Below are 23,751 nucleotides of genomic sequence, written 5' to 3' on the forward strand. Positions count from 1 at the left end.
GTGGGCGGCATCCAGGGCCTTGTCGATGTCTTCGGCCGTGGAGCGGGGGAATTCGGCAATCGGTTGGCCATTCACTGGCGAGGTATTGGTGAAGTACTGGCCCTTGACCGGCGCGACGAACTCGCCGCCGATGTAGTTACCGTACTTGGCTTTGAACGAAACGATAGCGCCTTCAGTACCGGGGTGAGCGTAACGCATGGTGGTCTCTCCTTGCTTTTGTGCTTATAGGGAGTCGCGCATGTGCGCTTGTTATAAGCGTAGAGCAAGGGGCGGGCCAGTGCGTTACAGCTCAGGAAAATCAAGGCCTTGCGTATTTTCTGTCGGACGGATGGAGTGCACCTGTGACGCTTTCGGTACAGCTGGCGTGACACTTTGTACCGCTTCTGGCACAGCCTGTGACTGGCTAGTCTTGCAGGCATTGCAATGCCGGCCCGGCTGGAGGATGCTCGGCATCACCTCATGCACGGGACGCCGAGCCCCGGGGAGAATAATAAGAAATGCACGACAACCATTTGAGTCGCCATGCGCAGCAGGTCCTGACCGTCACTCAGGGCAAGGCCCATCTGCATGGACCCGGCAGTGATCCATCCATCGCCCGATCCTGGCTGCGTTGCCTTGAGGATTATCACCTCGATCCGGCCCTGAGCATCGCGCCGACGGTGCTGGAGCATGGCCGGGTCCTCGAAAGCCGCGAACGTTTGCAGCAAGTACTGCACATCGCCGGCAATGAAATGACCAGCCTGCACCAGCAACTCTCCGGTGCCGGCCACGCGGTATTGCTGACCGATGCTCGCGGCGTGATCCTCAATTGCGTCACCGCGCCCGCTGAGCGGCAGATTTTCGAGCGCGCCGGCCTATGGCTCGGTGCCGACTGGAGCGAGGCCTGCGAAGGCACCAATGGCATCGGCACCTGCCTGGTGGAACGTCAGTCGCTGACCATCCATCAGGACGAACACTTTCGTGGCCGCCACACCGGCCTGACCTGCTCGGCGAGCCCGGTCTTCGACCCCCACGGCGAATTGCTGGCAGTGCTCGATGTGTCGTCGGCGCGGCGCGATGTGTCGCGGCAAAGCCAGTTCCACACCATGGCGCTGGTCAATCTGTCGGCGAAGATGATCGAGAGTTGCTACTTCCTGCGCTGCTTCGACAACCAATGGTTGCTGCGTTTTCACTTGCAGGCCGAGTCCGTAGGCTTGTTCAGCGAAGGGTTGCTGGCGTTCGACGGAGAAGGGCGCATTTGCGCGGTCAACCAGAGTGCGTTGAACCTGCTGGGGCACATCCGCGGCGGCTTGTTGGGCAAGCTGGTGGAAGCGTTTTTCGATTGTTCGCTCGATGAGTTGCTGGGGCGGGCGAGCATCAATGCTGCGGCCAGTTGGCCATTGCGTACCCGTGATGGTCGCAAGTTGTTCGCGGTATTGCGCGGTGAGGCGCGGCGGCCGCTGCCGACTCCGATGGTGCCTGCTCCCCAGGTCTTGCACGCACCGCGCCTGTCGGGCATTTGCCTGGGGGATGCGACGTTGCAGGCAGACTTCCGCAAGGCTTTGCGCGTCTACGAGCGCGACGTGCCACTGCTGATCAATGGAGAAACCGGGTCCGGCAAGGAGGCCTTCGCCAAAGCGGTGCACCACGCCAGCCAGCGGGCGGAAAAAGCCTTCGTCGCCCTCAATTGCGCAGCCATTCCCGAAAGCCTGATCGAAAGCGAGTTGTTCGGTTATCGCGGTGGCAGCTTCACCGGCGCACGCAAGGAAGGCATGCGTGGCAAGTTGCAACAGGCCGACGGCGGGACGTTGTTCCTCGATGAAATCGGTGACATGCCTCTGGCCCTGCAGACGCGATTGCTGAGGGTGCTGGAGGACCGGCAGGTGGTGCCGATCGGTGGCGAGCCGGAAGCGGTTAACGTGCGGATCATCAGCGCTACCCACCGTAATTTGCTGGATCGTGTGCAGGACGGCAGCTTCCGCGAGGATTTGTATTACCGCCTCAACGGGTTGGAAGTCGCATTGCCGGCTTTGCGCGATCGCAGTGACAAATCGCAGTTGCTCGACTTTTTACTGGCCGAAGAAGCGGGCGCGGAAAAGGTGTTGATCGACGGGCCGGCACGCGAGGCTTTGCTGGGATTCGCCTGGCCGGGCAACGTACGCCAGTTGCGAAATGTGCTGCGAACGCTGGCAGCACTGTGTGAGAGCGGGCGTATTGGTCTTGAGGACTTGCCGGCGATGATTCGTTCGGCCAGGCCGGCGGTGGCGCAGGCTGTCGAAGAGCCATCGGAGCATCCGCTGGAGGATGCCGAGCGGCTGGCGTTGCTCAGTGCGCTGGAGCAGACGCGCTGGCATATGACGCATACTGCGGAGCAGTTGGGGGTCAGTCGAAATACCCTTTATCGCAAGCTACGCAAGCACAATATCGCCCGGTAAACCGTGTCGCGGCCATTCGCGAGCAAGCCCGCTCCCACATTTGCTCGGAGGTGTTCACAAATTTGTGTTCACTATAGAACCAATGTGGGAGCGGGCTTGCTCGCGAAGGCGTCCTGAAGTCTGAAACACAAGGTGCGATTTTCCCCTCCCTAGGCTAACCTGCGACCAGGTTTTACGAGGTCGACTATGCACATTCATATTCTTGGTATCTGTGGCACTTTCATGGGGTCAATGGCAGTTCTGGCCAAAGAACTGGGCCATCACGTGACGGGCTCCGATGCCAACGTCTATCCGCCGATGAGCACTCAACTGCAAGCCCAGGGCATCGAGCTGACACAAGGCTATGACCCTGCGCAACTCGACCCGGCCCCCGATCTGGTAGTGATCGGCAACGCCATGTCCCGGGGCAATCCGGCGGTGGAGTACGTGCTGAACAAAGGCCTGCCTTACGTCTCCGGCCCGCAATGGCTGGCGGATCACGTGCTGCAAGGTCGCTGGGTGCTGGCCGTTGCCGGTACGCACGGCAAGACCACCACCAGCAGCATGCTGGCCTGGGTTCTGGAGCACGCGGGCATGGCTCCGGGCTTCCTGATCGGCGGCGTGCCGCAAAATTTCTCGGTGTCGGCGCGCCTGGGCGATACGCCGTTCTTCGTCATCGAAGCCGACGAGTACGACAGTGCGTTCTTCGACAAGCGCTCCAAGTTCGTACACTACCGCCCGCGCACGGCAATCCTGAACAACCTTGAATTCGATCACGCGGACATTTTCCCGGACTTGCCGGCCATCGAGCGACAGTTCCACCATCTGGTGCGGACCATCCCGAGCGAAGGCCTGGTGATCCATCCAACCACTGAGCCGGCCTTGCAGCGCGTCATCGAAATGGGTTGCTGGACTCCCGTGCAAACCACCGGTGCCGGCGGTCAGTGGCAGGTCAGACTGCTCAGTGAGGATGGCTCGAAGTTCGAAGTGATGTTCGAAGACATCGCCCAGGGCGTGGTCGAGTGGGACATGACGGGTCAGCACAACGTCGCCAACGCCCTGGCGACCCTGGCCGCCGCACGCCACGTCGGTGTGGTGCCGTCCATGGGCATCGCCGCGTTGAGCGCCTTCAAAAGCGTCAAGCGCCGGATGGAGAAAGTCGCGGAAGTCCGTGGCATCACCATCTATGACGACTTCGCTCACCACCCGACCGCTATTGCCACCACGCTGGATGGCTTGCGCAAACGCATTGGCGATGCGCCGCTGATCGCAATCATCGAGCCGCGCTCCAACTCCATGAAGCTCGGCGCGCACCGCGACGGTTTGCCGGAAAGCGTGGTCGATGCCGATCAAGTGATCTGGTATGCACCCGCCAATCTCGGTTGGGACCTGGCGGGCACTGCGGCGCTGTGCACTGTGCCGTCGATTGTCAGCGACTCCCTCGAGGGCATCATCGAGCGCGTGAAAAGCCAGGCCCAACCCGGTTCTCACGTGGTGATCATGAGCAATGGCGGCTTCGGCGGCCTGCACGGCAAACTGGCCGAGGCGCTCAAATGAACCACGGCCCGGACCGCATCACCCTGGCGATGACCGGCGCTTCCGGCGCCCAATATGGTCTGCGCCTGCTCGACTGCCTGGTGCGGGATGATCGTGAAGTGCACTTCCTGATTTCCAAGGCTGCGCAGTTGGTGATGGCTACCGAAACCGACGTCACGCTGCCGTCCAAGCCGCAGATGATGCAGGCGTTCCTCACCGAATACACGGGCGCTGCCGCCGGGCAGATTCGGGTGTACGGCAAGGAAGACTGGATGTCGCCGGTGGCTTCGGGTTCCGGCGCGCCAGCGGCGATGGTGGTGGTGCCGTGCTCCACTGGCACGTTGTCGGCCATCGCTACCGGTGCCTGCAACAACCTGATCGAGCGAGCCGCCGATGTGACGCTCAAAGAGCGTCGGCAGCTGATTCTTGTGCCTCGAGAGGCGCCCTATTCGAGCATTCACCTGGAGCACATGCTCAAGCTGTCGAACATGGGTGTGACAATCCTGCCGGCATCACCGGGCTTTTATCATCAGCCGCAAACCATCGACGACCTGATCGATTTTGTCGTCGCGCGGATTCTCAACCTGCTGAATATTCCTCAGGACATGCTCCCGCGTTGGGGCGAGCATCATCTGACCAGCGATGAATAAGCTGTTGCTGGTTGCGCTGGCGCTGCAATTGGCCGGGTGCGCGACGGTGCGCACGCTCGATGCGGCCAAGCCGGGTGCGCCGGTGGTGTATTCGGGGACTCGCCTGGATTTGTATGCGATGAACGGCGGGTGCTGTGCCAAGGACCGTTTCGGCGCCGAAGCGCCGAGCTACCCGGGCGTCGATCTGCCGGCGAGTGCGTTGCTCGACACGCTGTTGTTGCCGTTGTCGTTATTTACGGTGATTGGGGTGAGTTTTCAGGCGACGGGTGGGTTGTAAGAAAGCGTTGTGGCGAGGGGGCTTGCCCCCGTTGGGCTGCGGAGCAGCCCCAAAACCGGTCATCTCCATTTTTCTGATACATCGCGAGTCCCATATTTACGACTGCTACGCAGCCCAACGGGGGCAAGCCCCCTCGCCACAGGTCCGTGGATCACTTGCCCAACTTCCTCAGCTCATCCGACTCGACAATCCTGACCCCATCCTGCTCTTCCAGCGCCAGGCGCCACATCGCGCGGGCCAGTTGGCAGGCCTCGATGCCATGGTATTTGCCGGGAATCAGCCGAGACAACGGCCCGGCGACTTTCTCGCCCAGTCGCGGTTCGCTGCGTTCGCCCAGCAACAGTGACGGCCGGCAGATGGTCAGTTGCGGCCAGTCCTGCGCGCGCAATGCGTACTCCATCTCGCCTTTGACCCGGTTGTAGAAAATCGAGGATCTGCGATCGGCCCCCAGGGCACTGATCACGATCAGATGCCGTGCGCCCATTTCCCGGGCACGTTTGGCGAATGCCACCACCATGTCCAGGTCCACCGCGCGAAATGCCTGTTCGGAGCCCGCCTGCTTGATCGTGGTGCCAAGGCAGCAATAGGCGATATCGACTCGTCCGTTCAGTTGCGGCAGGAACGCCGTCGGGTCGCCAACCGGATTTTCCAGGTGCGGATGCTCGGCCAGTGGCCGGCGTGAAGGGGCCAGAACCCGGGTAATGGTTGGCTCGTTAAGCAGGCGATCAAGCAGATGTTCACCCGTCAAACCGGTGGCTCCGGCGAGCAGCACATGCTGAGGCGTCAAGTACATAGTGTTTCTCCCTTGATACTGTTCAGCTTAGTTGCTGTTTGCATCCTTGCTTTGCATGGATGCACTTTGCAGTGCTTTTCGTGCCTGTTGCTTGCGCAGTAGTTGCCAATGCGAAAGGACGGTTTTCGGTGCCCAGATCTGAGGTTCGGACGCTTCGAAACCGTCCGCCAGTTCACGCTCGGCGACGGTGGCCTTGGCCAGCTTGAAGGCTTGCTCCAGATCGTCGGTCTGGTTCAGGGCCTGGACGAACAGGGCGTCGCCGAAGTAGGTGAAGTTGGCTTCCTCCGAGCAGCCGAAAGACACCCGATCGGCCCGCGAGGCCGTCATGATCAGGGTTCGTTCGTCCTTGAGGGCGGGGATGAAACCGCCTGAGTAGCAAGACGAGATCACGATGACCTTGTCGCGGTTCTTCAGCGGGGCGAGAACCGAGGCCAATTCATCGGCTGGCAGATCAGCCAGTTCCATGCGCGGCTGGTCCAGCACCAGTTCGTGTTCGCTGGTGCCATGGCTGGTCAGGTAAATGAAGATCAAGTCTTCCGGTCCACTGCGTTCGGCCAGCGTCAGGACGGCGCGGCGCAGGTTTTCCCGGGTAGCCATCGGGCGGTCGGCGAGGTGGTCGCGATGGTTCACCAGGCGGATCTGGCCAAAGGCGCCGAAACGGGTGGAGAGCATGTTGGCGACGTAGTCGGACTCGCGAAGAAACACGCTTTGCTTGCCATCACCGCCCAGGGTCAACGAATACAGTTCCACCGCCGGGGTCGAGGGCGGAATGTCGCTCAGCGCTGCATCGAGCAGGCGCCCCTGTGCCAGTAAGCCGAGCTCCAGTGTGTCTGGCAACAATTTGCCCTCGGCATCGCGCACGCGCTGGCCGTTGATCCAGGTGCCGCTGAGTACGGTGCCGTCGGTCAACACCAGCGTGCCGCGCCCCTGGTAACTGTCGTTGTCGAACTGGCCGGTGTAAAAACTGCCGTCGGCCAGGTTAAGTCGGCCCGGCCCGGAGAAGCGCCAGTCGTTGAACTGGCCGATGTAGTGGCTGCCGTCGGTGCCGATCAGCTCGCCCTTGCCGTTCAGCGAACCTTCCTTGAACTGACCCAGCCAGACATCGCCATCGGCGTTTTCGTAGCGACCCTTGCCGTTCAGTTGGTTGTTCTTGAAGCTGCCGACATAGATGTCGCCTTCGGCGCTGTTGAACGTGCCGTTGCCCTCCAACTGGCCGTCGACGAAATGTCCAGTGAACTGATTGCCGTTGCCGTCGCCGCGCTGGCCTTCGCCGTTGGGTTTGCCATGGGCGAACTGACCCTGATAGGAGCTGCCGTCTTCGAGCTCGAGGCGGCCCAGGCCGGCGTACTGATCGGCCTTGAACTCGCCGCGATAGCTCATGCCGTTTTCTTTGAGAGTGCCTTCGCCGTTGCGCCGGCCAGCCTTGAAACCGCCGATGTAGCTGCTGGCATTGGTGGTCAGCGCCCCCTGGCCGTCGAACAGACCCTGATTGAACTGCCCGCGATAGACTTCGCCATTGCTGCCATGCCACTCGCCCTGGCCCTGCCACTGGCCTTTGTCGAAATCGCCGGCGTACCAGCTGCCATTCGGGTAGTCGATACGCCCCTTGCCTTGCAGCAAGCCATTGACCAGGTCACCGCGATAACGTCCGCCATCCGGCAGGCGTGCATCGGGGGGCAAAGGCGATTCGCCCTCGCCGCAAGCGGTGAGCATCAGGGTCAAGGCTAGGAGTGCAAGTGGGCGCATAGCGGATTCCGGGCAATTAGGCGAGGGAGTATGCCGTAGCTATGTGTCCTTATATAGGGCGAGGTACCGCAGGATGGCGCGAAACAGCAGGAGCTGCTTCGCATCCGGGAAGGGTTACACGAAGCACAGGGACAGGGGCTCGGCGATATACGCCGGTTTGTCCGAACCTTCGATTTCCAGGGTGGTGGTGGCCTTGAGCAGCCATTGGCCGGGCTTTTTCTCGATGACTTCGGTAAGGTCGACCTTGAGTCGAACTTTCGAATCGACCTTGACCGGTTGAATGAAACGCACGCTGTCGAGGCCGTAGTTGACCACCATCTTCAAGCCTTCAGGCATGACGAGGATGTCCTCCATCAATTTCGGGATCAGCGACAACGACAGGAAACCGTGAGCGATAGTGCAGCCAAATGGCGTTTGCGCGGCCTTGACCGGGTCGACGTGGATGAACTGAAAATCCCCTGTGGCTTCGGCGAACAGGTTGATGCGGTCCTGATCGATAGTGAGCCATTCGGAACGTCCGAGTTCCTTGCCGACATAATCTTTGAGCTCTGCAACTGGAACATGGGGCATTGAGACTCTCCTTGGTTCATCGGTTTTATAGTTTTGAGTCGGGGGGATTCGACCTCCCTGCTTACCACTTTAGATCAACATGGCCAAACGCTCAGGTCAACTGACCATGCTTTTGGCGAATGCCGGTCCATAGCGCGAGCATGCTTATAATGCCCGGCCGAAGCGGATGATGGATTTTGCGGGAGATCAACGATGTTGTTACGGGGCCTGACGTGGCTGGTGTTGTTCCAATTGCTCGGCACTGCGATCAATCATTTGTTCTTGCCGGTGCTGCCGGGGCCGATTGTGGGGTTGCTGCTGTTGCTGGTGTACCTCATCTGTCGCGGACAGGTCGGCGAGCCGCTGAACCTGGCGGCCAGCAGCCTGTTGCGTTACCTGCCACTGTTGCTGGTGCCGCCAGCCGTGGGCGTGATGGTCTATGCCGCTGACATCGCGGCGGACTTCTGGGCGATTGTCGGTGCGCTGGTATTGTCGCTGTTGCTTTCGATGGCCTTCGCCGGGGTGCTGATGCAGCGCATGGTCAAGCGTCACGCTCACAACGAGGACAACCCATGATCTTCGACTGGCACGGCGCCTGGACGTCGGTGATTCACCATCCGTTGTTCGGCATTGGCATTACTCTCGGCGCCTATCAACTCGTGCTTGCGGCATTCGAGAAAACCCGATGGATCTTTTTGCAGCCGGTGCTGGTCTCCATGATGCTGGTGATCGGCGTGCTGGTGGGCTGCGGCCTGACCTACGCCGAGTATCGCAAGAGCACCGAGATTCTCAGCATTCTGCTCGGGCCGGCTACTGTCGCCCTGGCGGTGCCGCTCTATCTCAACCTGCGACGGATTCGGCAGTTGTTCTGGCCGATATTTACTACGCTGGTGATAGGTGGGGTGGTGGCCACAGGGATGGGCGTGCTGCTGGGCTGGTCGTTCGGTGCCGAGCACATGATCCTGATGACCATGGCGCCGAAGTCGGTCACTTCGCCGATCGCCATGCTGGTGGCCGAGCAGATCGGCGGGGTCGCGGCGCTGGCAGCGGTGTTCGTCTTGATCACCGGCGTGATCGGAGCGATTTTTGGTCCGGCCCTTTTGACCCGTCTCGGCGTGCATAGCCCGGAAGCCAGGGGCATGGCACTGGGTATGACGGCCCACGCGGTCGGCACGTCGGTGGCGTTGCAGGAAAGTGAAGAATGCGGCGCCTTCGCGGCGCTGGCAATGAGCCTGATGGGTGTGGCCACGGCAGTTTTCCTGCCGCTGGCGGTGTCGATGGTGGTGTAAGGAAATTTCTATATGAGTCTGCCGCTTTTTCCGTTGAACACAGTGCTGTTCCCAGGCTGCATCCTCGACCTGCAGATCTTCGAAGCGCGCTATCTGGACATGATCGGCCGCTGCATGAAGCAGGGCGGTGGTTTCGGCGTGGTCTGCATCCTTGATGGGGAAGAGGTCGGGATCGCTCCGGCCGGCTACGCGCTGGTGGGCTGTGAAGCGCTGATCACCGATTTCAAGCAACAGGACAACGGCCTGCTGGGGATTCGGGTTCAGGGCGGGCGGCGCTTTCACGTTTTGCGTACCGAGGTGCAGCGCGATCAGTTGACCATCGCCGAAGTCGAGTGGCTGGAAGACGAGCCGGAACAACCACTGCAGGATGAGGACGCCGACCTGGTGGCATTGCTCAAGGCCCTGGCGGAGCACCCGATGGTCGAAGCGTTGAACATGGGTACTGAAGCGACCGGGCAACAGTCACTGGCCAATCAGTTGGCGTACCTGCTGCCGTTTGCCGAGCTGGACAAGATCGACCTGCTGCAACTTGACGATCCGCAGCAGCGACTGGATGCGATTCAGGCGCTGCTGGATGAGTTGCAGGGCGAATTGTTTGCCTGACGAGCGTTCTACTAATACGCATACCGCAACATCGTATGCGGTAAATGTCGCAACACGAAGTAGCCGAACAATGCCGCCAGCGCCGGCAGCACCAGCCACCAGACCTTGGGCGGCAAGGCGTTCAGCGGCTCCTTGCGCTGGATCAGCCACAGGCTGGCCGCACAGACACATGCCGCCAGCATCGCACCGGCCATGACATCGGTCGGCCAGTGTGCCCCGAGGTATACCCGGGAAAGGGCTATCGCCATCGCTGGCAAGCTGGCCACCAGCAACCAGGTCAGGCGCATGCGCGGCGGTTGCCCGCGACCGGCCAGTACGGCGAGGGTCAGAAACAGCGCGAACGCGCCTGAGGCGTGGCCGCTGGGCATGCTGTAGCTGGTGAGCGGGTCACTCAATACTTCCGGGCGTACACGGGAGAAGAAGTTTTTGCTTGCTGTATTGGCCAGTGCAGTGACGAGCAGTGTGCCAGTGGCGAAGATTGCCTGGCGCCATCTGCGCGTGATCAGCAGCAGAATGACCAGCAATGTGCTGAACAGCAGCATGTTGCGGAATTCGCCAATCAACGTGAAGACCACTGCCACCTCATCGAGCATCGGGCTGCGGTGCTCTTGCACCAGCGTCATGAGCCCCTGATCGAGGGCGCTCAGGTGCGGATAGCCGATGAACAGCCCTGCCAGAATGAGAAAACTCATCCCGGCAATCAGCGCTGTAGCCCTGCGATGCTGGCGCAAGCTGCTGGTGGCGCTCATTCCCACCATGACCGCAATGCTGCCGGCAACGATCCCGGCCTGAGTCCAGAAGCCTTCAGGCAGCGGCAGGCGAATCGCCGCACCGGTAGCCCAGCCAGGCAGCAGATAAGCCACCGACCAGCCCGCGCCGGCCAGCAGACTGACTGCGAAGAAGCGTGGGAAGGGCATGTCGCACATGCCGGCGACCATGGGCAGCATTGGCCGCAGCGGTCCGATAAAGCGCCCGACCAGCAGGCTGGCGATGCCATAGCGCTGGAAGTAAGTCTCGGCCCCGGCGATCCATTCCGGGTGATGGCGCAAGCCCGGCAGGCGCCGGATATTCTGATGAAAATGCCGTCCAAGGAAGTAAGAGACCACATCGCCAAGCACGCCGGCCAGGAAGCCCAGCAGCAGTGTTTCGCTCAGCGAGAGCGCTCCGCTGCCGGCCAGTACCGCTACGGCGAACAGCAGCACGGTGCCGGGCACGATCAGCCCGGCTATCGCCAGGCATTCCACGAAGGCCACAATGAACACCGCCGCGGCCAGCCATTGCGGGTTGACCGTCAACCAGCCGGTCAGGCTATCGAGCCATTGGCCCATAAAAACCACTCCATCAAATGTTCAATTGCTTCCAGGGGATAAGTACAACCTTGAGTACGCCACGGCCCGCTCCCACAGGGGATTTCGGTTTGCATCAAGTCTGAGTCACTTTCAGAACAGCACAAAATAATCGCGACCTTCGACTTGCCCCCGCCGCAGCGGGTTGCGCGTGCAGTACGGCGCGTAAGCCGCATCGACGAAGCGGTACATCAGGTGCTCGTCGCGCCCGTGGGGGATGCCCAGGCGGGTAGTCTGGATGATATGCGTGGGTGTCTGTCCGACGTCTTCCACCAGCAGTACTTCATGATCGAAGCGTTTGGCGTCCCAGACGGGCACCTTCAGCCCCAGCGACTTGCAGAGCAGTGTTTGCCCCGCGCACAGCTTTTGCGAGGGGCGAGGGCGGCCTTGCGCGTCGGGGTTGTTCAACAGCATCTGTGCCAGACTGGCCGGGCCACTCCGTTCGTCGACCCACGGGTAGGCGGATTTGATCAGCACGGCGTTGCCCGGACCTTGAGCGCTGAAGTTCAGGGAGTCACCGCCCCGGGCGTAATACATATAAATGTGGCCACCATCCAGAAACAAAGCCTTACGCTTTTCCGTGTAGCCGAGGGATGCGTGGCTGCCTTTTTCTTCGCAGTAATAGGCCTCGGTTTCGATGATCCGGGCGCTTAGCCACAGCTCGCCAACACGATGACGGATGACTTTGCCCAGTAGATCCCGGGCCAGAACTTGCGCGTCGCGGTCGAAAAAACTGTCCGGAAGGCCCGTGGGCAGCCTCACGGCGGATGCTCGAGCAGTCAGGTTGGACATGATGATCGGCGTTTATCAGGGCTGAATGAGTCGTGATGATAACAATTTGCAGCTTAATCCCGGCTGAACGTCGACAAATACCCCTCCATTTCGACCATCCGCCCGTCACCGCTGTTAGTCCCGGGACGCGACAGCTATAATCTGCCGCTTTACTCTTTACCAAGACCTTATCAAAGACCACTCCAGACCATGACTGAGTCCGTTCTTAACTACATGACCCGCCTGGGTCGCGCTGCCCGTGAAGCTTCTCGCGTCATCGGCCGTGCCAGCACCGCGCAGAAAAACCGTGCACTGCAGGCTGCCGCCGATGCGCTGGACGCTGCACGCGCCGAGTTGACGGCCGCCAATGAGCTGGATTTGGCCGCCGGTCGCGCCAATGGTCTGGAACCGGCTCTGCTCGAGCGCCTGGCACTGACTCCGGCGCGGATCGACGGCATGATTGTCGGCTTGCGTCAGGTCGCGGCCTTGCCGGACCCGGTCGGTGCGATCCGCGACATGAGTTTCCGCCCGTCCGGTATTCAGGTCGGCAAGATGCGCGTGCCGCTGGGCGTGATCGGGATCATCTACGAGTCGCGGCCGAACGTGACCATCGATGCCGCCAGCCTGTGCCTGAAGTCAGGTAACGCGACCATCCTGCGTGGCGGTTCCGAGGCTATCCATTCCAATCGTGCCATTGCTGCCTGTATCCAGCGCGGCCTTGCCGAAGCCGATCTGCCGGCCGCCGTCGTGCAGGTGGTCGAAACCACTGACCGTGCAGCCGTTGGCGCATTGATCACCATGCCGGAATACGTCGATGTCATCGTGCCCCGTGGCGGCCGTGGCCTGATCGAACGGGTCAGCCGCGATGCCCGCGTACCGGTGATCAAGCATCTGGACGGCATCTGCCACGTTTACGTGAGTGAACACGCCGATCTGGCCAAGGCACAGCGCATCGCGTTCAACGCCAAGACCTACCGTTATGGCATCTGCGGTGCCATGGAAACGCTGCTGGTGGATCACGCCGTTGCCAGGGATTTCCTGCCGGCGATGGCGGCACAGTTCCGCGAAAAAGGCGTCGAACTGCGCGGCTGCGAGCGTACTCGGGCGATCATCGATGCCGTGCCGGCCACCGAAGAAGACTGGAGTACCGAGTATCTGGCAGCGATTCTGTCGATCCGAGTAGTCGACGGGCTGGAGCAGGCCATCGAGCACATCAACCGTTACGGTTCTCACCACACCGATTCGATTGTCAGCGAACACCAGGGCGACACCCGGCGTTTCGTGGCTGAAGTCGACTCCTCGTCGGTGATGATCAATACCCCGACATGCTTCGCCGATGGCTTCGAATACGGATTGGGTGCCGAGATCGGCATTTCTACTGATAAGCTGCACGCCCGCGGCCCGGTGGGTCTCGAAGGACTGACCTGCGAGAAGTACATCGTGGTCGGTGACGGGCAGTTGCGCGGACAGGAGCCGGCCTGACTTGGGCGACATCGACCTGTCTGCCCCGGGCACCGTCGGCGAGCCAACCCCTCGCCGCATTGGCGTGCTGGGGGGAACGTTCGACCCGGTGCACATCGGCCATTTGCGTGGTGCGCTGGAAGTTGCCGAAACACTGGCGCTCGATGAGCTGCGTCTGACACCCAGTGCCAGGCCGCCCCATCGGGACACGCCGCAGGTGTCGGCGAAGGACCGTCTGGCGATGGTCGAGTGCGCGGTGGCCGGCGTGGCGCCGTTGGTGGTGGACGCCCGCGAATTGCAGCGGGACAAACCGTCCTACACCATTGATACCCTGGAACTGATGCGCGCCGAACTTGCCGTATCCGACCAGGTTTTTCTGCTTTTGGGCTGGGACGCTTTTTGCGGCCTGCCCACTTGGCACCGCTGGGAGGAGTTGCTCCAGCATTGCCATATCCTGGTGTTGCAACGCCCGGATGCCGACAGCGAACCGCCGGATGCCTTGCGCAACCTGCTGGCAGCGCGCTCGGTGAGCGACCCGCTGGCCCTCAAAGGGCCGAGCGGACAGATTGCATTCGTCTGGCAGACGCCGCTCGCGGTATCCGCCACCCAGATCCGTCAACTGCTGGCCAGCGGTAAGTCGGTACGTTTCCTGGTGCCCGACGCGGTCCTGGCCTACATCGATGCGCACGGACTCTACCGTGCGTCGAACTGAACAGGAGTGCTTCAAGGCACGTGGCAACAACGTGTATTGAAGCGCCCGAACAAACGAGCAAAACGAGTTTTATATGACGAGCAACAACGAAAGCAAAGTTAAACGCAAAGGCACATTCAAGAGTGCCCCACTGCCGGAAAAGGTACTCGCCGTCGAGCCACCCAAAGGTGATGAGCTGGTCAAGATCGCCGTAGCCGCCCTGGAAGACGTCAAGGCCCAGGACGTACTGGTAATCGATGTTCGCGACAAGCAGAGCATCACGGACTACATGATCATCGCCACCGGTACCTCCAACCGCCAGATCGGCGCGATGCTGGACAAGGTTCGCGAAGCGGTCAAGGCCCTGGGCATCAAGCCGCTGGGTGAGGAAGGCAAGGGCGACAGCGACTGGGTGTTGCTGGACATGGACGACGTGATCGTCCACATGATGACCGCCAGTGCCCGTCAGTTCTACGACCTAGAGCGTCTGTGGAAAGGTGCCGAGCAGAGCCGTGCGGCCGATGGCAAGCACCACAGCCCTGAAGTTGGTCACGAGCACTTCAACAAGCTCAACAAAGACCAGGAATAAGGGACCGCTGTGCGACTGCGACTGATCGCCGTCGGTTCTCGCATGCCCAAATGGGTGGAAGAAGGCTGGCATGAATATGCCAAGCGTCTTCCGTCCGAACTGGCGCTGGAACTGGTGGAAATACCGCTCAATACCCGTGGCAAGAACGCCGACGTGGCTCGTTTCATCCGTCAGGAAGGCGAAGCCATGCTGGCGAAAGTCGGGTCGAACGAGCGGATTGTCACGCTCGAAGTCCACGGCAAGCCCTGGAGTACCGAGCAACTGGCGGTCGAGCTCGATCGCTGGCGGCTGGATTCGCGCACGGTCAACTTCATGGTCGGTGGCCCCGAAGGGCTGGCGCCGGAAGTCTGTGCCCGGGCTGACCAGCGCTGGTCGTTGTCGCCGCTGACCTTGCCGCACCCGTTGGTGCGGATTCTGATCGGCGAACAGTTGTACCGTGCCTGGACCGTGTTGTCCGGTCACCCTTACCACAAGTAATTCTGCCCTCATGTCCCAGCCGATCCGCATCAAGGACCACGAAAAAGACGCCCGTCTGGTGCGTGGCCGCGTCGTGTTCGGGGCTATTGCAGTAGTGGCGCTGATCGGCGTGCTGATCGCACGCCTGTACTTCCTGCAGGTGATCCAGTACGACTACCACTCGACCCTGTCGGAGAACAACCGCGTCCACGTGCAGCCGATTCCGCCGCCCCGTGGGCTGATTTTCGACCGTAACGGTGTCGTCATTGCCGACAACCGGCCCAGCTTCAGCCTGAGCATGACCCGAGAGCGTTCTGGCGATTGGCAGCAGGTGCTCGATGTGATCGTCCAGGTGCTGGAGCTGACCCCCGAGGATCGGGGGATTTTCGAGAAGCGCATGCGCCAGGGGCGTCGGCCGTTCGAGCCGGTGCCGATCCTGTTCGAGTTGACCGAAGAGCAGATCGCGCGGATTGCGGTCAACCAGTTCCGCCTGCCGGGCGTGGAAGTGGTCGCGCAACTGGTCCGTCACTATCCGCAGGGTGCGCATTTTGCGCATTCGGTGGGCTACATGGGGCGGATCAACGAGAAAGAGCTGAAGACCCTGGATCCAGTGAGTTACAGCGGCACCCATCAAATTGGCAAAACCGGCATCGAGCGTTTCTACGAGCCTGAGTTGCACGGCCAGGTGGGATACGAGGAGGTCGAGACCAATGCCCGTGGCCGCGTATTGCGTGTGCTCAAGCGCACCGATCCGATTCCCGGCAAGGACATCGTCCTGAGCCTGGACATCAAGTTGCAGGAAGCCGCCGAAGCAGCGCTCGGTGGTCGTCGCGGCGCGGTGGTAGCGCTGGACCCGAAAACCGGCGAAGTGCTGGCGATGGTCAGCCAGCCGAGTTTCGACCCGAACCTGTTCGTCACTGGCATCAGTTTCAAGGCCTATTCCGAGTTGCGCGATTCCATCGACCGGCCGCTGTTCAATCGCGTGCTGCGCGGTCTGTATCCACCAGGCTCGACCATCAAGCCGGCGGTAGCGATTGCCGGCCTGGACGCGGGCGTGGTGACTGCGTCGTCGCGGGTGTTCGATCCCGGCTACTACATGCTGCCCAACTACGATCACAAGTACCGCAACTGGAACCGCACCGGCGACGGCTTCGTCGATCTCGATACCGCGATCATGCGCTCCAACGACACCTACTTCTATGACCTGGCCCACAAGCTGGGCATCGATAGGCTGTCGTCCTACCTGAGCAAGTTCGGTATCGGTCAGAAGGTCTCTCTGGACATGTTCGAAGAGTCACCGGGATTGATGCCGACCCGCGAATGGAAGCGTGCGACCCGCCGTCAGGCCTGGTTCCCGGGTGAAACGCTGATTCTGGGGATTGGCCAGGGCTATATGCAGTCGACGCCGTTGCAGCTGGCGCAGGCCACCGCGCTGGTGGCCAACAAAGGCATCTGGAACCGTCCGCACCTGGCCAAGACCATCGAAGGCGTGAAACCGGTGGACCCGAACCCGATGCCGGACATTGTCCTGCGTGATCCGTCGGACTGGACCAGGGTCAATCACGGCATGCAGCAGGTTATGCATGGCGCCCGGGGTACGGCGCGCAAGGCTTCGATCGGCGCGCAATACCGCATCGCCGGCAAGTCGGGTACCGCCCAGGTGGTCGCGATCAAGCAGGGTGAAAAGTACGACCGTTCCAAGGTCCAGGAGCGTCACCGTGACCACGCCTTGTTCGTTGGCTTCGCGCCGGCAGACGACCCGAAAATCGTGGTGTCGGTGATGGTCGAGAACGGCGAGTCCGGTTCCGGTGTCGCCGCGCCAGTGGTGCGTCAAGTCATGGACGCCTGGCTCCTGGACCAGGACGGTCGGTTGAAGCCCGAATACGCCAGCCCTATCAGCGCAGAGGCCACCGCCCGTGATGAATAACTTCGATCGCATGCTCTCCAGTGAGGATGTGATGCGTCGCCGTGCGACGCTGCTGCAACGCCTGCACATCGACGGGCCGCTGCTGATCCTGCTACTGACCCTCGCCGCCGGCAGCCTGTTCGTTTTGTATTCGGCCAGTGGCAAGAGCTGGGACCTGCTGGCCAAGCAGGCCACGTCGTTCGGCATCGGCCTGGTGTCGATGATCGTCATCGCCCAGTTCGAGCCGCGTTTCATGGCGCGCTGGGTACCGCTGGGCTACGTGGTCGGGGTGATGCTGTTGCTGGTGGTGGACATCATGGGTCACAACGCCATGGGGGCCACCCGCTGGATCAACATTCCCGGCGTGGTGCGCTTCCAGCCCTCGGAATTCATGAAGATCCTGATGCCGGCGACGATTGCCTGGTACTTGTCCAAGCGCACCTTGCCACCCCAGCTCAAGCACGTGGGCGTGAGCCTGATGCTGATCGGCGTGCCGTTCATTCTGATCGTGCGGCAACCGGATCTCGGCACTTCGCTGCTGATCCTGGCCGGTGGTGCTTTCGTGCTGTTCATGGGGGGCTTGCGCTGGCGCTGGATTCTCAGTGTGCTGGCCGCCGCCGTGCCCGTGGCGATTGCCATGTGGTTCTTCATCATGCACGACTACCAGAAGCAGCGAATCCTGACGTTCCTCGACCCGGAAAGCGATCCGCTCGGTACGGGCTGGAACATCATCCAGTCCAAGGCGGCCATCGGCTCCGGTGGCGTGTTCGGCAAGGGTTGGTTGCTGGGCACCCAGTCGCACCTGGACTTCCTGCCGGAAAGCCATACCGACTTCATCATTGCCGTGATGGGTGAAGAGTTCGGCCTGGTGGGGATCTGCGCATTGTTGCTGATTTACCTGCTATTGATTGGCCGCGGCCTGGTGATCACCGCCCAGGCGCAGACATTGTTCGGCAAGTTGCTCGCGGGCAGCCTGACCATGACGTTTTTTGTTTATGTTTTCGTCAACATCGGTATGGTCAGTGGCCTGTTGCCGGTGGTTGGGGTGCCGTTGCCGTTCATTAGCTACGGAGGAACTTCGCTGGTGACGCTGCTGTCAGCGTTTGGGGTTTTGATGTCGATCCATACCCATCGCAAGTGGATCGCGCAGGTTTGAATAAGGTGAAATTTTCAATGCAGGCAATGCGTGGCTGGGCGACCCGGTATGCGCCATGGGTCGGCCTGGTAAGCATCCTTGGCACGATGCAGGAAGCGTTGGCCGGCGACTACGAGGGCTCGCCCCAGGTGGCTGAATTCGTCGGTGAAATGACCCGCGACTACGGTTTCGCCGGTGAACAGTTGATGGGCGTGTTCCGCGAGGCCGAGCGCAAGCAGTCGATTCTGGACGCTATCTCGAAGCCCGCCGAACGGGTCAAGCCGTGGAGCGAATATCGCCCGATGTTCATCACCGATGCGCGCATAGCCCGGGGTGTGGATTTCTGGCGGCAGCACGAAGCTGTTTTGGCTCGTGCCGAGCAGGAATATGGCGTTCCGGCCCAGGTGATTGTCTCGATCATCGGCGTTGAAACCTTTTTCGGTCGTAATACCGGAAATTTCCGGGTGATCGATGCCTTGTCGACCCTGGGTTTCGACTATCCTCCCCGTGCCGAGTTTTTCCGCAAGGAGTTGCGTGAGTTTCTGTTGCTGGCCCGCGAGGAACAGGTCGATCCGTTGACGCTCAAAGGCTCCTATGCCGGAGCAATGGGATTGCCGCAATTCATGCCGAGCAGTTTCCGCGCCTATGCGGTGGATTTCGACGGTGATGGCCATATCAACATATGGACCAACCCGGACGATGCCATTGGCAGTGTCGCCAGTTACTTCAAGCGTCATGGCTGGGTTGCCGGCGAGCCGGTGGTCAGCCGCGCCGATGTCCGTGGCGATCAGGTCGACGAGGGGGTGACCACAGGAATCGAACCGACGAAAACCGTCGGGGAGTTGCGAGCGCTGGGGTGGTCAGGTCATGATGCGCTGCGCGATGATATGCCGGTTACCGCTTTCCGCCTGGAAGGTGACAATGGCCCCGAGTACTGGATGGGCCTGAAGAATTTTTATGCGATCACGCGTTATAACCGCAGCGTGATGTACGCAATGGCCGTACATCAACTGTCTGAACAGCTGGTCCAAGCACGGGGCGTCAAGTAATGCGGGCATTGCCTATCGATAAACCCCTGAAGCTGATGGCATTCGCCGCGCTGGCAGTGCTGGTCGCCAGTTGTTCGACCAGCCGCGCACCGACGCAGAAGACCACTACCGCCGTACGTTCGACACCGGGGTTGGACATCAACCGTGCCCACAAGGATGGCGCGCCATGGTGGGACGTCGACATTTCGCGCATCCCTGATGCCACGCCGACCTTGCACACCGGTCCGTACAAGGCCAGCCCGTACTCGGTGATGGGCAAAACCTATTTTCCGTTGCAGGAATCCAAGACCTACGTAGCGTCGGGCACGGCGTCCTGGTACGGCACCAAGTTCCACGGCCAGAACACCGCCAACGGCGAGGTGTATGACCTGTACGGCATGAGTGCCGCGCACAAGACATTGCCGCTGCCGAGTTATGTTCGGGTGACCAACCTGGATAACAACAAGAGCGTGATCCTGCGAGTCAACGACCGTGGGCCGTTCTACTCGGACCGGATCATCGATTTGTCCTACGCCGCCGCCAAGAAACTCGGCTACGCCGAAATCGGCACCGCGCGGGTCAAGGTCGAAGGCATTGATCCACAGGCCTACTGGGCGGCCAAGGGCCGTCCGGCGCCTATGATGCTGAACGAGCCGCAAGTCGCGCAGAATAGCGCCCCGGTGATCACGGCTTCGGCCGGCACAGTCGAGCAATGGACACCGCCGCCGCAGCAACACGCCGCCGCGGTGGTGCCAGTACAGCTCGATGCAAAAAAAAACGCTTCTGTACCAGCCTCTGGCCAGTATCTGCAGGTGGGCGCGTTCGCCAACCCGGACGCTGCAGAACTCCTGAGATCGAAGCTCAGCGGGATGGTGAGCGCTCCGGTGTTCATCAGTTCGATCGTGCGCAATCAGCAGACCCTGCATCGGGTTCGCCTGGGCCCGATCGGATCGCCGGGTGAAATCCAGCAGGTGCAGAACAGCGTGCGCCTGGCCAATCTCGGTTCGCCGAGTGTTGTAACTGAGTAATACGTAGGACTTGATTGACGGTTCGTCTGCGATATTGGGGGGCGAACCAGGTTGTTGACTCGTTGAAGAACAAAAGCCCGGCAAGGGTGACTGGAGTGAGCAACTGAACACGCGATGACTCGTTAGAAAGTCATCTGATTAGTTTTGCCTTCGGGCAGTTTCCATTAGCGATTTCGAGAGACGGATGAACATCACCACCTTTGCCAAACGCCTGTTCCTGTTAGTCCCGCTGCTCCTCTCACCTGCCGCGTTCGCGGTCGAGATGATGCCGTCGCCACCGCAACTGGCCGCCAAGGCCTATGTGCTCATGGATGCCAGCAGCGGCAACGTGCTGGTCGAGAACAACGGTGACCAGCGTCTGCCTCCGGCCAGCCTGACCAAGCTGATGACCGCGTACATCGCGACCCTGGAAATCCGTCGTGGCCAGATCGGCGAAAACGATCCGGTGACCGTCAGCGAAAATGCCTGGCGTACCGGCGGTTCGCGGATGTTCATCAAGGTCGGCTCGCAGGTCACCGTCAGCGACCTGCTGCACGGCATCATCATCCAGTCGGGTAACGACGCCAGCGTCGCGCTCTCCGAGCACATCGCCGGCAGCGAAGACGCGTTCGCCGACATGATGAACAAAACCGTTGGCGACCTGGGCATGACCAATAGCCACTTCATGAACCCGACCGGCCTGCCGAACCCTGAGCACTACTCGTCGGCTCACGACATGGCTGTGCTGGCTCGCGCGATCATCCACGAAGACCCGGCTCACTACGCGATCTACTCGCAGAAGGAGTTCTTCTGGAACGGCATCAAGCAACCGAACCGCAACCTGCTGCTGTGGCGCGACAAGACCGTCGACGGTCTGAAAACCGGTCACACCGACGAAGCCGGCTACTGCATGGTGTCTTCGGCTGTACGTGATGGCATGCGCCTGATCGCCGTGGTATTCGGTACCAGCAGCGAAGTGGCTCGCGCCGCCGAGACCCAGAAGCTGCTGACCTACGGTTTCCGTTTCTTCGAAACCCAGACCTTCTATCAGAAGGGCACCGAATTGGCCCAGGCGCCTGTCTGGAAGGGTTCCACCAATCAGGTCAAGGCCGGCCTGGCTGAAGACCTGACCATGACCCTGCCAAAAGGCCAGCTGAAAAAACTCGCTGCCAGCATGACCATGAACCCGCAACTGATCGCGCCAATCGCCAAGGGCGACGTGATCGGCAAGGTCGAAGTGAAGCTGGACGACAAGGTCGTGCATAGCGCCGATCTGATCGCGCTGGACGCCGTTGAGGAAGGTGGTATCTTCCGCCGCATGTGGGATAGCATCCGTCTATTCTTCTACGGCTTGTTCAACTGAATTTAGTGAGCACCTGCATGGTTCCGCGCTGATCTGGCGCGCAGCCATGCCTGTCGCCACGGCTTACGCTTACGAGGCCGTTACGCCATGACCGATACCGAAGTAAAGGCGCCAAAGATCGAATTTCCCCAGACCGATTATCCGGTTAAGGTGATTTGCGATACGGGCGTCGGCAACAAAGACAGGATCATCGAAATCGTCAAGAAATACGCGACCATCAACGATGAGCGTGTTGATGAGCGTCAAAGCAGCAACGGCAAATACACCACCATTCAGTTGCACATCGTCGCGACCGACCAGGACCAGCTGTACAACATCAACAGCTATCTGCGGGCCACCGGTTTCGTGCACATGGTGCTGTGATGTCCGGTGTGCTGGGCTTTCGCGAGCTCGGCCAGATGGCTTACGAGCCGGTCTGGCATGCCATGCAACGCTTCACCAACGAACGCGGCAGCGATGCCGCCGACGAAATCTGGCTGGTAGAACACCCCCCGGTGTTTACCCAGGGCCAGGCCGGCAAGGCCGAACACTTGTTGCTCCCGGGAGATATCCCGGTGGTGCAGGTCGACCGTGGTGGTCAGGTGACTTACCACGGTCCCGGCCAACTGGTGGCTTATCTGCTGCTGGATGTGCGCAAGCTCGGGTTTGGCGTGCGCGATCTGGTCACCCGGATGGAGCAGTGCCTGATTGAACTGCTGGCCAGTTACGGCGTGACCGCCGCTGCCAAGCCAGATGCGCCGGGTGTCTATGTCAACGGGGCGAAAATCGCTTCCCTGGGTCTGCGGATCCGCCATGGTTGTTCCTTTCATGGCCTGGCCTTGAACGTGGACATGAACCTGGAACCGTTTCGACGGATTAATCCCTGCGGCTATGCCGGGCTGGCGATGACCCAGCTGAGCGATCACGCAGGATCGATTGAATTTGCCGAGGTAAGTGCCCGGCTGCGCGCGCAGCTCGTCAAACACCTCGACTATGCTGAGCAGACGACCCTGACGGGCGGAATCGACTGATATGACTACTGATGCAGTGCAAACCATGAACCCGACGCTTGATGTCACCGAGCGCCCGGCCCCGCGTCCCAAGGTAGAAGCCGGCGTCAAGCTGCGCGGCGCCGAGAAGGTTGCACGCATTCCGGTGAAGATCATTCCGACCACCGAACTGCCGAAGAAGCCGGACTGGATTCGCGTACGCATCCCGGTTTCGCCGGAAGTCGACCGCATCAAGGCCCTGCTGCGCAAACACAAGCTGCACAGCGTCTGCGAAGAAGCGTCCTGCCCGAACCTGGGCGAATGCTTCTCCGGCGGCACCGCGACCTTCATGATCATGGGTGACATCTGCACCCGTCGTTGCCCGTTCTGCGACGTCGGCCACGGTCGTCCGAAGCCATTGGACGTCAACGAGCCGGAAAACCTGGCCGTTGCCATCGCCGACCTGCGCCTGAAGTATGTGGTGATCACTTCGGTGGACCGTGATGACCTGCGCGACGGCGGTGCCCAGCACTTCGCCGACTGCATTCGCGAAATCCGCAAGCTGTCGCCGAACGTGCAGCTTGAAACCCTGGTCCCGGACTACCGTGGACGCATGGACATCGCCCTGGAAATCACCGCTGCCGAGCCGCCGGATGTGTTCAACCACAACCTGGAAACCGTGCCGCGCCTGTACAAGGCTGCGCGCCCGGGTTCGGACTACCAGTGGTCGCTGACCCTGCTGCAACGCTTCAAGCAGATGATGCCGCACATTCCGACCAAGTCCGGCCTGATGCTGGGCCTGGGCGAGACCGACGAAGAAGTCATCGAAGTCATGAAGCGCATGCGCGAGCACGACATCGACATGCTGACCCTCGGCCAGTACCTGCAACCATCCCGCAGCCACTTGCCAGTGCAGCGCTTCGTGCACCCGGACACCTTTGCCTGGTTTGCCGAGGAAGGTTACAAGATGGGCTTCAAGAACGTCGCTTCCGGTCCGCTGGTACGCTCCTCGTACCACGCCGACGAGCAGGCCAAGCTGGTCAAGGCCGAGCTGATGTCGTCCTGATCTGCGCAATGATATGAAAAACGCCTGCACGGTAATTCAGCCGAGCGGGCGTTTTTTTTTGCCTGGCCCAAGATACTGGGCGCTTTTTCCCCCAACCTGCGGGGCGACGGACACTCTTCAGTTTGTCC

The 23,751-nt window shown here is 60.9% G+C and carries 24 protein-coding genes and 1 pseudogene; 19 read left to right on the forward strand and 6 right to left on the reverse strand.

From position 1 onward, the window contains the following. Positions 1 to 198, reverse strand: a pseudogene (locus tag CAG47_RS16990) (aldehyde dehydrogenase); the annotation flags it as partial. A gap of 299 nt (positions 199 to 497) precedes the next feature. Here CAG47_RS16990 and CAG47_RS16995 point away from each other — a divergent pair. The 4 genes from CAG47_RS16995 to CAG47_RS17010 all read left to right on the forward strand — a co-directional run bounded on the left by CAG47_RS16995 (position 498) and on the right by CAG47_RS17010 (position 4,856). Further along, entirely contained in the window at positions 498 to 2,414 is a 1,917-nt protein-coding gene (locus CAG47_RS16995) for a sigma-54-dependent Fis family transcriptional regulator (protein ID WP_085726014.1), read from the forward strand. 186 nt (positions 2,415 to 2,600) lie between these two features. Then, complete coding sequence (gene mpl, locus CAG47_RS17000; RefSeq protein WP_085726015.1) at positions 2,601 to 3,950, forward strand: UDP-N-acetylmuramate:L-alanyl-gamma-D-glutamyl-meso-diaminopimelate ligase; 1,350 nt, start codon at positions 2,601 to 2,603, stop codon at positions 3,948 to 3,950. After that, positions 3,947 to 4,579: a flavin prenyltransferase UbiX gene (gene ubiX, locus CAG47_RS17005; RefSeq protein WP_085726016.1), complete on the forward strand. Its 633-nt coding sequence runs from the start codon at positions 3,947 to 3,949 to the stop codon at positions 4,577 to 4,579. Before mpl ends, ubiX begins: the two co-directional genes overlap by 4 nt. Continuing rightward, positions 4,572 to 4,856 (forward strand): YceK/YidQ family lipoprotein, encoded by a 285-nt coding sequence (locus tag CAG47_RS17010; protein WP_085726017.1) that lies wholly within the window; start codon positions 4,572 to 4,574, stop codon positions 4,854 to 4,856. The genes ubiX and CAG47_RS17010 overlap by 8 nt, the downstream gene beginning before the upstream one ends. A 151-nt stretch (positions 4,857 to 5,007) precedes the next feature. On the opposite strand, the gene CAG47_RS17015 is transcribed toward CAG47_RS17010, so the two are convergent. The 3 genes from CAG47_RS17015 to CAG47_RS17025 form a co-directional block, all read right to left on the reverse strand. Next, positions 5,008 to 5,649 carry an oxidoreductase gene (locus CAG47_RS17015; RefSeq protein WP_085726018.1) on the reverse strand — a complete coding sequence of 214 codons (642 nt, stop codon included), beginning with the start codon at positions 5,647 to 5,649 and terminating at the stop codon, positions 5,008 to 5,010. Positions 5,650 to 5,676: 27 nt separating this feature from the next. Next, positions 5,677 to 7,395 carry a C13 family peptidase gene (locus CAG47_RS17020; protein WP_085726019.1) on the reverse strand — a complete coding sequence of 573 codons (1,719 nt, stop codon included), beginning with the start codon at positions 7,393 to 7,395 and terminating at the stop codon, positions 5,677 to 5,679. Positions 7,396 to 7,509: 114 nt separating this feature from the next. Continuing rightward, the gene (locus tag CAG47_RS17025) at positions 7,510 to 7,965 is read right to left on the reverse strand and encodes a MaoC family dehydratase (RefSeq protein ID WP_085726020.1); all 456 of its coding nucleotides are present in this window, start codon (positions 7,963 to 7,965) and stop codon (positions 7,510 to 7,512) included. Positions 7,966 to 8,157: 192 nt separating this feature from the next. On the opposite strand from CAG47_RS17025, the gene CAG47_RS17030 reads away from it, so the two are divergent. From CAG47_RS17030 to CAG47_RS17040, 3 genes are read left to right on the forward strand one after another with little or no spacing between them, the layout of a single operon-like run. After that, the gene (locus CAG47_RS17030) at positions 8,158 to 8,520 is read left to right on the forward strand and encodes a CidA/LrgA family protein (RefSeq protein WP_085726021.1); all 363 of its coding nucleotides are present in this window, start codon (positions 8,158 to 8,160) and stop codon (positions 8,518 to 8,520) included. Continuing rightward, the gene (locus CAG47_RS17035; RefSeq protein ID WP_085726022.1) at positions 8,517 to 9,233 is read left to right on the forward strand and encodes an LrgB family protein; all 717 of its coding nucleotides are present in this window, start codon (positions 8,517 to 8,519) and stop codon (positions 9,231 to 9,233) included. The genes CAG47_RS17030 and CAG47_RS17035 overlap by 4 nt, the downstream gene beginning before the upstream one ends. 12 nt (positions 9,234 to 9,245) lie before the next feature. Further along, positions 9,246 to 9,836 carry an LON peptidase substrate-binding domain-containing protein gene (locus CAG47_RS17040; RefSeq protein WP_085726023.1) on the forward strand — a complete coding sequence of 197 codons (591 nt, stop codon included), beginning with the start codon at positions 9,246 to 9,248 and terminating at the stop codon, positions 9,834 to 9,836. 11 nt (positions 9,837 to 9,847) lie between these two features. Here CAG47_RS17040 and CAG47_RS17045 read toward each other — a convergent pair whose 3' ends face one another. Then, on the reverse strand, positions 9,848 to 11,164 hold the full coding sequence (locus tag CAG47_RS17045) for a bifunctional DedA family/phosphatase PAP2 family protein (protein ID WP_085726024.1): 1,317 nt from the start codon (positions 11,162 to 11,164) through the stop codon (positions 9,848 to 9,850). Positions 11,165 to 11,275: 111 nt separating this feature from the next. Further along, on the reverse strand, positions 11,276 to 11,974 hold the full coding sequence (locus CAG47_RS17050; RefSeq protein ID WP_085726025.1) for a DNA-3-methyladenine glycosylase: 699 nt from the start codon (positions 11,972 to 11,974) through the stop codon (positions 11,276 to 11,278). Between the two features lie 189 nt (positions 11,975 to 12,163). On the opposite strand from CAG47_RS17050, the gene CAG47_RS17055 reads away from it, so the two are divergent. The 12 genes from CAG47_RS17055 to lipA all read left to right on the forward strand — a co-directional run bounded on the left by CAG47_RS17055 (position 12,164) and on the right by lipA (position 23,623). Next, the gene (locus CAG47_RS17055) at positions 12,164 to 13,435 is read left to right on the forward strand and encodes a glutamate-5-semialdehyde dehydrogenase (protein WP_085726026.1); all 1,272 of its coding nucleotides are present in this window, start codon (positions 12,164 to 12,166) and stop codon (positions 13,433 to 13,435) included. 1 nt (position 13,436) lies between these two features. Next, complete coding sequence (gene nadD / locus CAG47_RS17060) at positions 13,437 to 14,126, forward strand: nicotinate-nucleotide adenylyltransferase (RefSeq protein WP_085726027.1); 690 nt, start codon at positions 13,437 to 13,439, stop codon at positions 14,124 to 14,126. Positions 14,127 to 14,199: 73 nt separating this feature from the next. Then, on the forward strand, positions 14,200 to 14,694 hold the full coding sequence (gene rsfS, locus CAG47_RS17065; RefSeq protein ID WP_085726028.1) for a ribosome silencing factor: 495 nt from the start codon (positions 14,200 to 14,202) through the stop codon (positions 14,692 to 14,694). Positions 14,695 to 14,703: 9 nt separating this feature from the next. After that, a complete protein-coding gene (gene rlmH, locus CAG47_RS17070; protein WP_085726029.1) occupies positions 14,704 to 15,171 on the forward strand; it encodes a 23S rRNA (pseudouridine(1915)-N(3))-methyltransferase RlmH in 468 nt (155 codons plus the stop codon). Positions 15,172 to 15,181: 10 nt separating this feature from the next. Next, positions 15,182 to 17,077 (forward strand): penicillin-binding protein 2, encoded by a 1,896-nt coding sequence (gene mrdA / locus CAG47_RS17075; protein WP_085726030.1) that lies wholly within the window; start codon positions 15,182 to 15,184, stop codon positions 17,075 to 17,077. A 31-nt stretch (positions 17,078 to 17,108) separates the two neighbouring features. Further along, positions 17,109 to 18,212 carry a rod shape-determining protein RodA gene (gene rodA / locus CAG47_RS17080; RefSeq protein ID WP_085726031.1) on the forward strand — a complete coding sequence of 368 codons (1,104 nt, stop codon included), beginning with the start codon at positions 17,109 to 17,111 and terminating at the stop codon, positions 18,210 to 18,212. Between the two features lie 17 nt (positions 18,213 to 18,229). Continuing rightward, a complete protein-coding gene (gene mltB, locus CAG47_RS17085; RefSeq protein ID WP_085726032.1) occupies positions 18,230 to 19,240 on the forward strand; it encodes a lytic murein transglycosylase B in 1,011 nt (336 codons plus the stop codon). Beyond that, positions 19,240 to 20,247 (forward strand): septal ring lytic transglycosylase RlpA family protein, encoded by a 1,008-nt coding sequence (locus CAG47_RS17090; RefSeq protein ID WP_085726033.1) that lies wholly within the window; start codon positions 19,240 to 19,242, stop codon positions 20,245 to 20,247. The genes mltB and CAG47_RS17090 overlap by 1 nt, the downstream gene beginning before the upstream one ends. A gap of 184 nt (positions 20,248 to 20,431) precedes the next feature. Further along, a complete protein-coding gene (locus tag CAG47_RS17095) occupies positions 20,432 to 21,589 on the forward strand; it encodes a D-alanyl-D-alanine carboxypeptidase family protein (protein WP_085726034.1) in 1,158 nt (385 codons plus the stop codon). An 87-nt stretch (positions 21,590 to 21,676) separates the two neighbouring features. Next, positions 21,677 to 21,952, forward strand: coding sequence for a DUF493 domain-containing protein (locus tag CAG47_RS17100; protein ID WP_085726035.1), 276 nt, complete (start codon positions 21,677 to 21,679; stop codon positions 21,950 to 21,952). Further along, the gene (lipB, locus tag CAG47_RS17105; RefSeq protein ID WP_085726036.1) at positions 21,952 to 22,599 is read left to right on the forward strand and encodes a lipoyl(octanoyl) transferase LipB; all 648 of its coding nucleotides are present in this window, start codon (positions 21,952 to 21,954) and stop codon (positions 22,597 to 22,599) included. Before CAG47_RS17100 ends, lipB begins: the two co-directional genes overlap by 1 nt. A 25-nt stretch (positions 22,600 to 22,624) precedes the next feature. After that, positions 22,625 to 23,623, forward strand: coding sequence for a lipoyl synthase (lipA, locus tag CAG47_RS17110; RefSeq protein ID WP_177409025.1), 999 nt, complete (start codon positions 22,625 to 22,627; stop codon positions 23,621 to 23,623). Positions 23,624 to 23,751: the final 128 nt, after the last annotated feature.

This window comes from Pseudomonas sp. R37(2017) (assembly GCF_002113375.1).
Lineage (GTDB): Bacteria > Pseudomonadota > Gammaproteobacteria > Pseudomonadales > Pseudomonadaceae > Aquipseudomonas.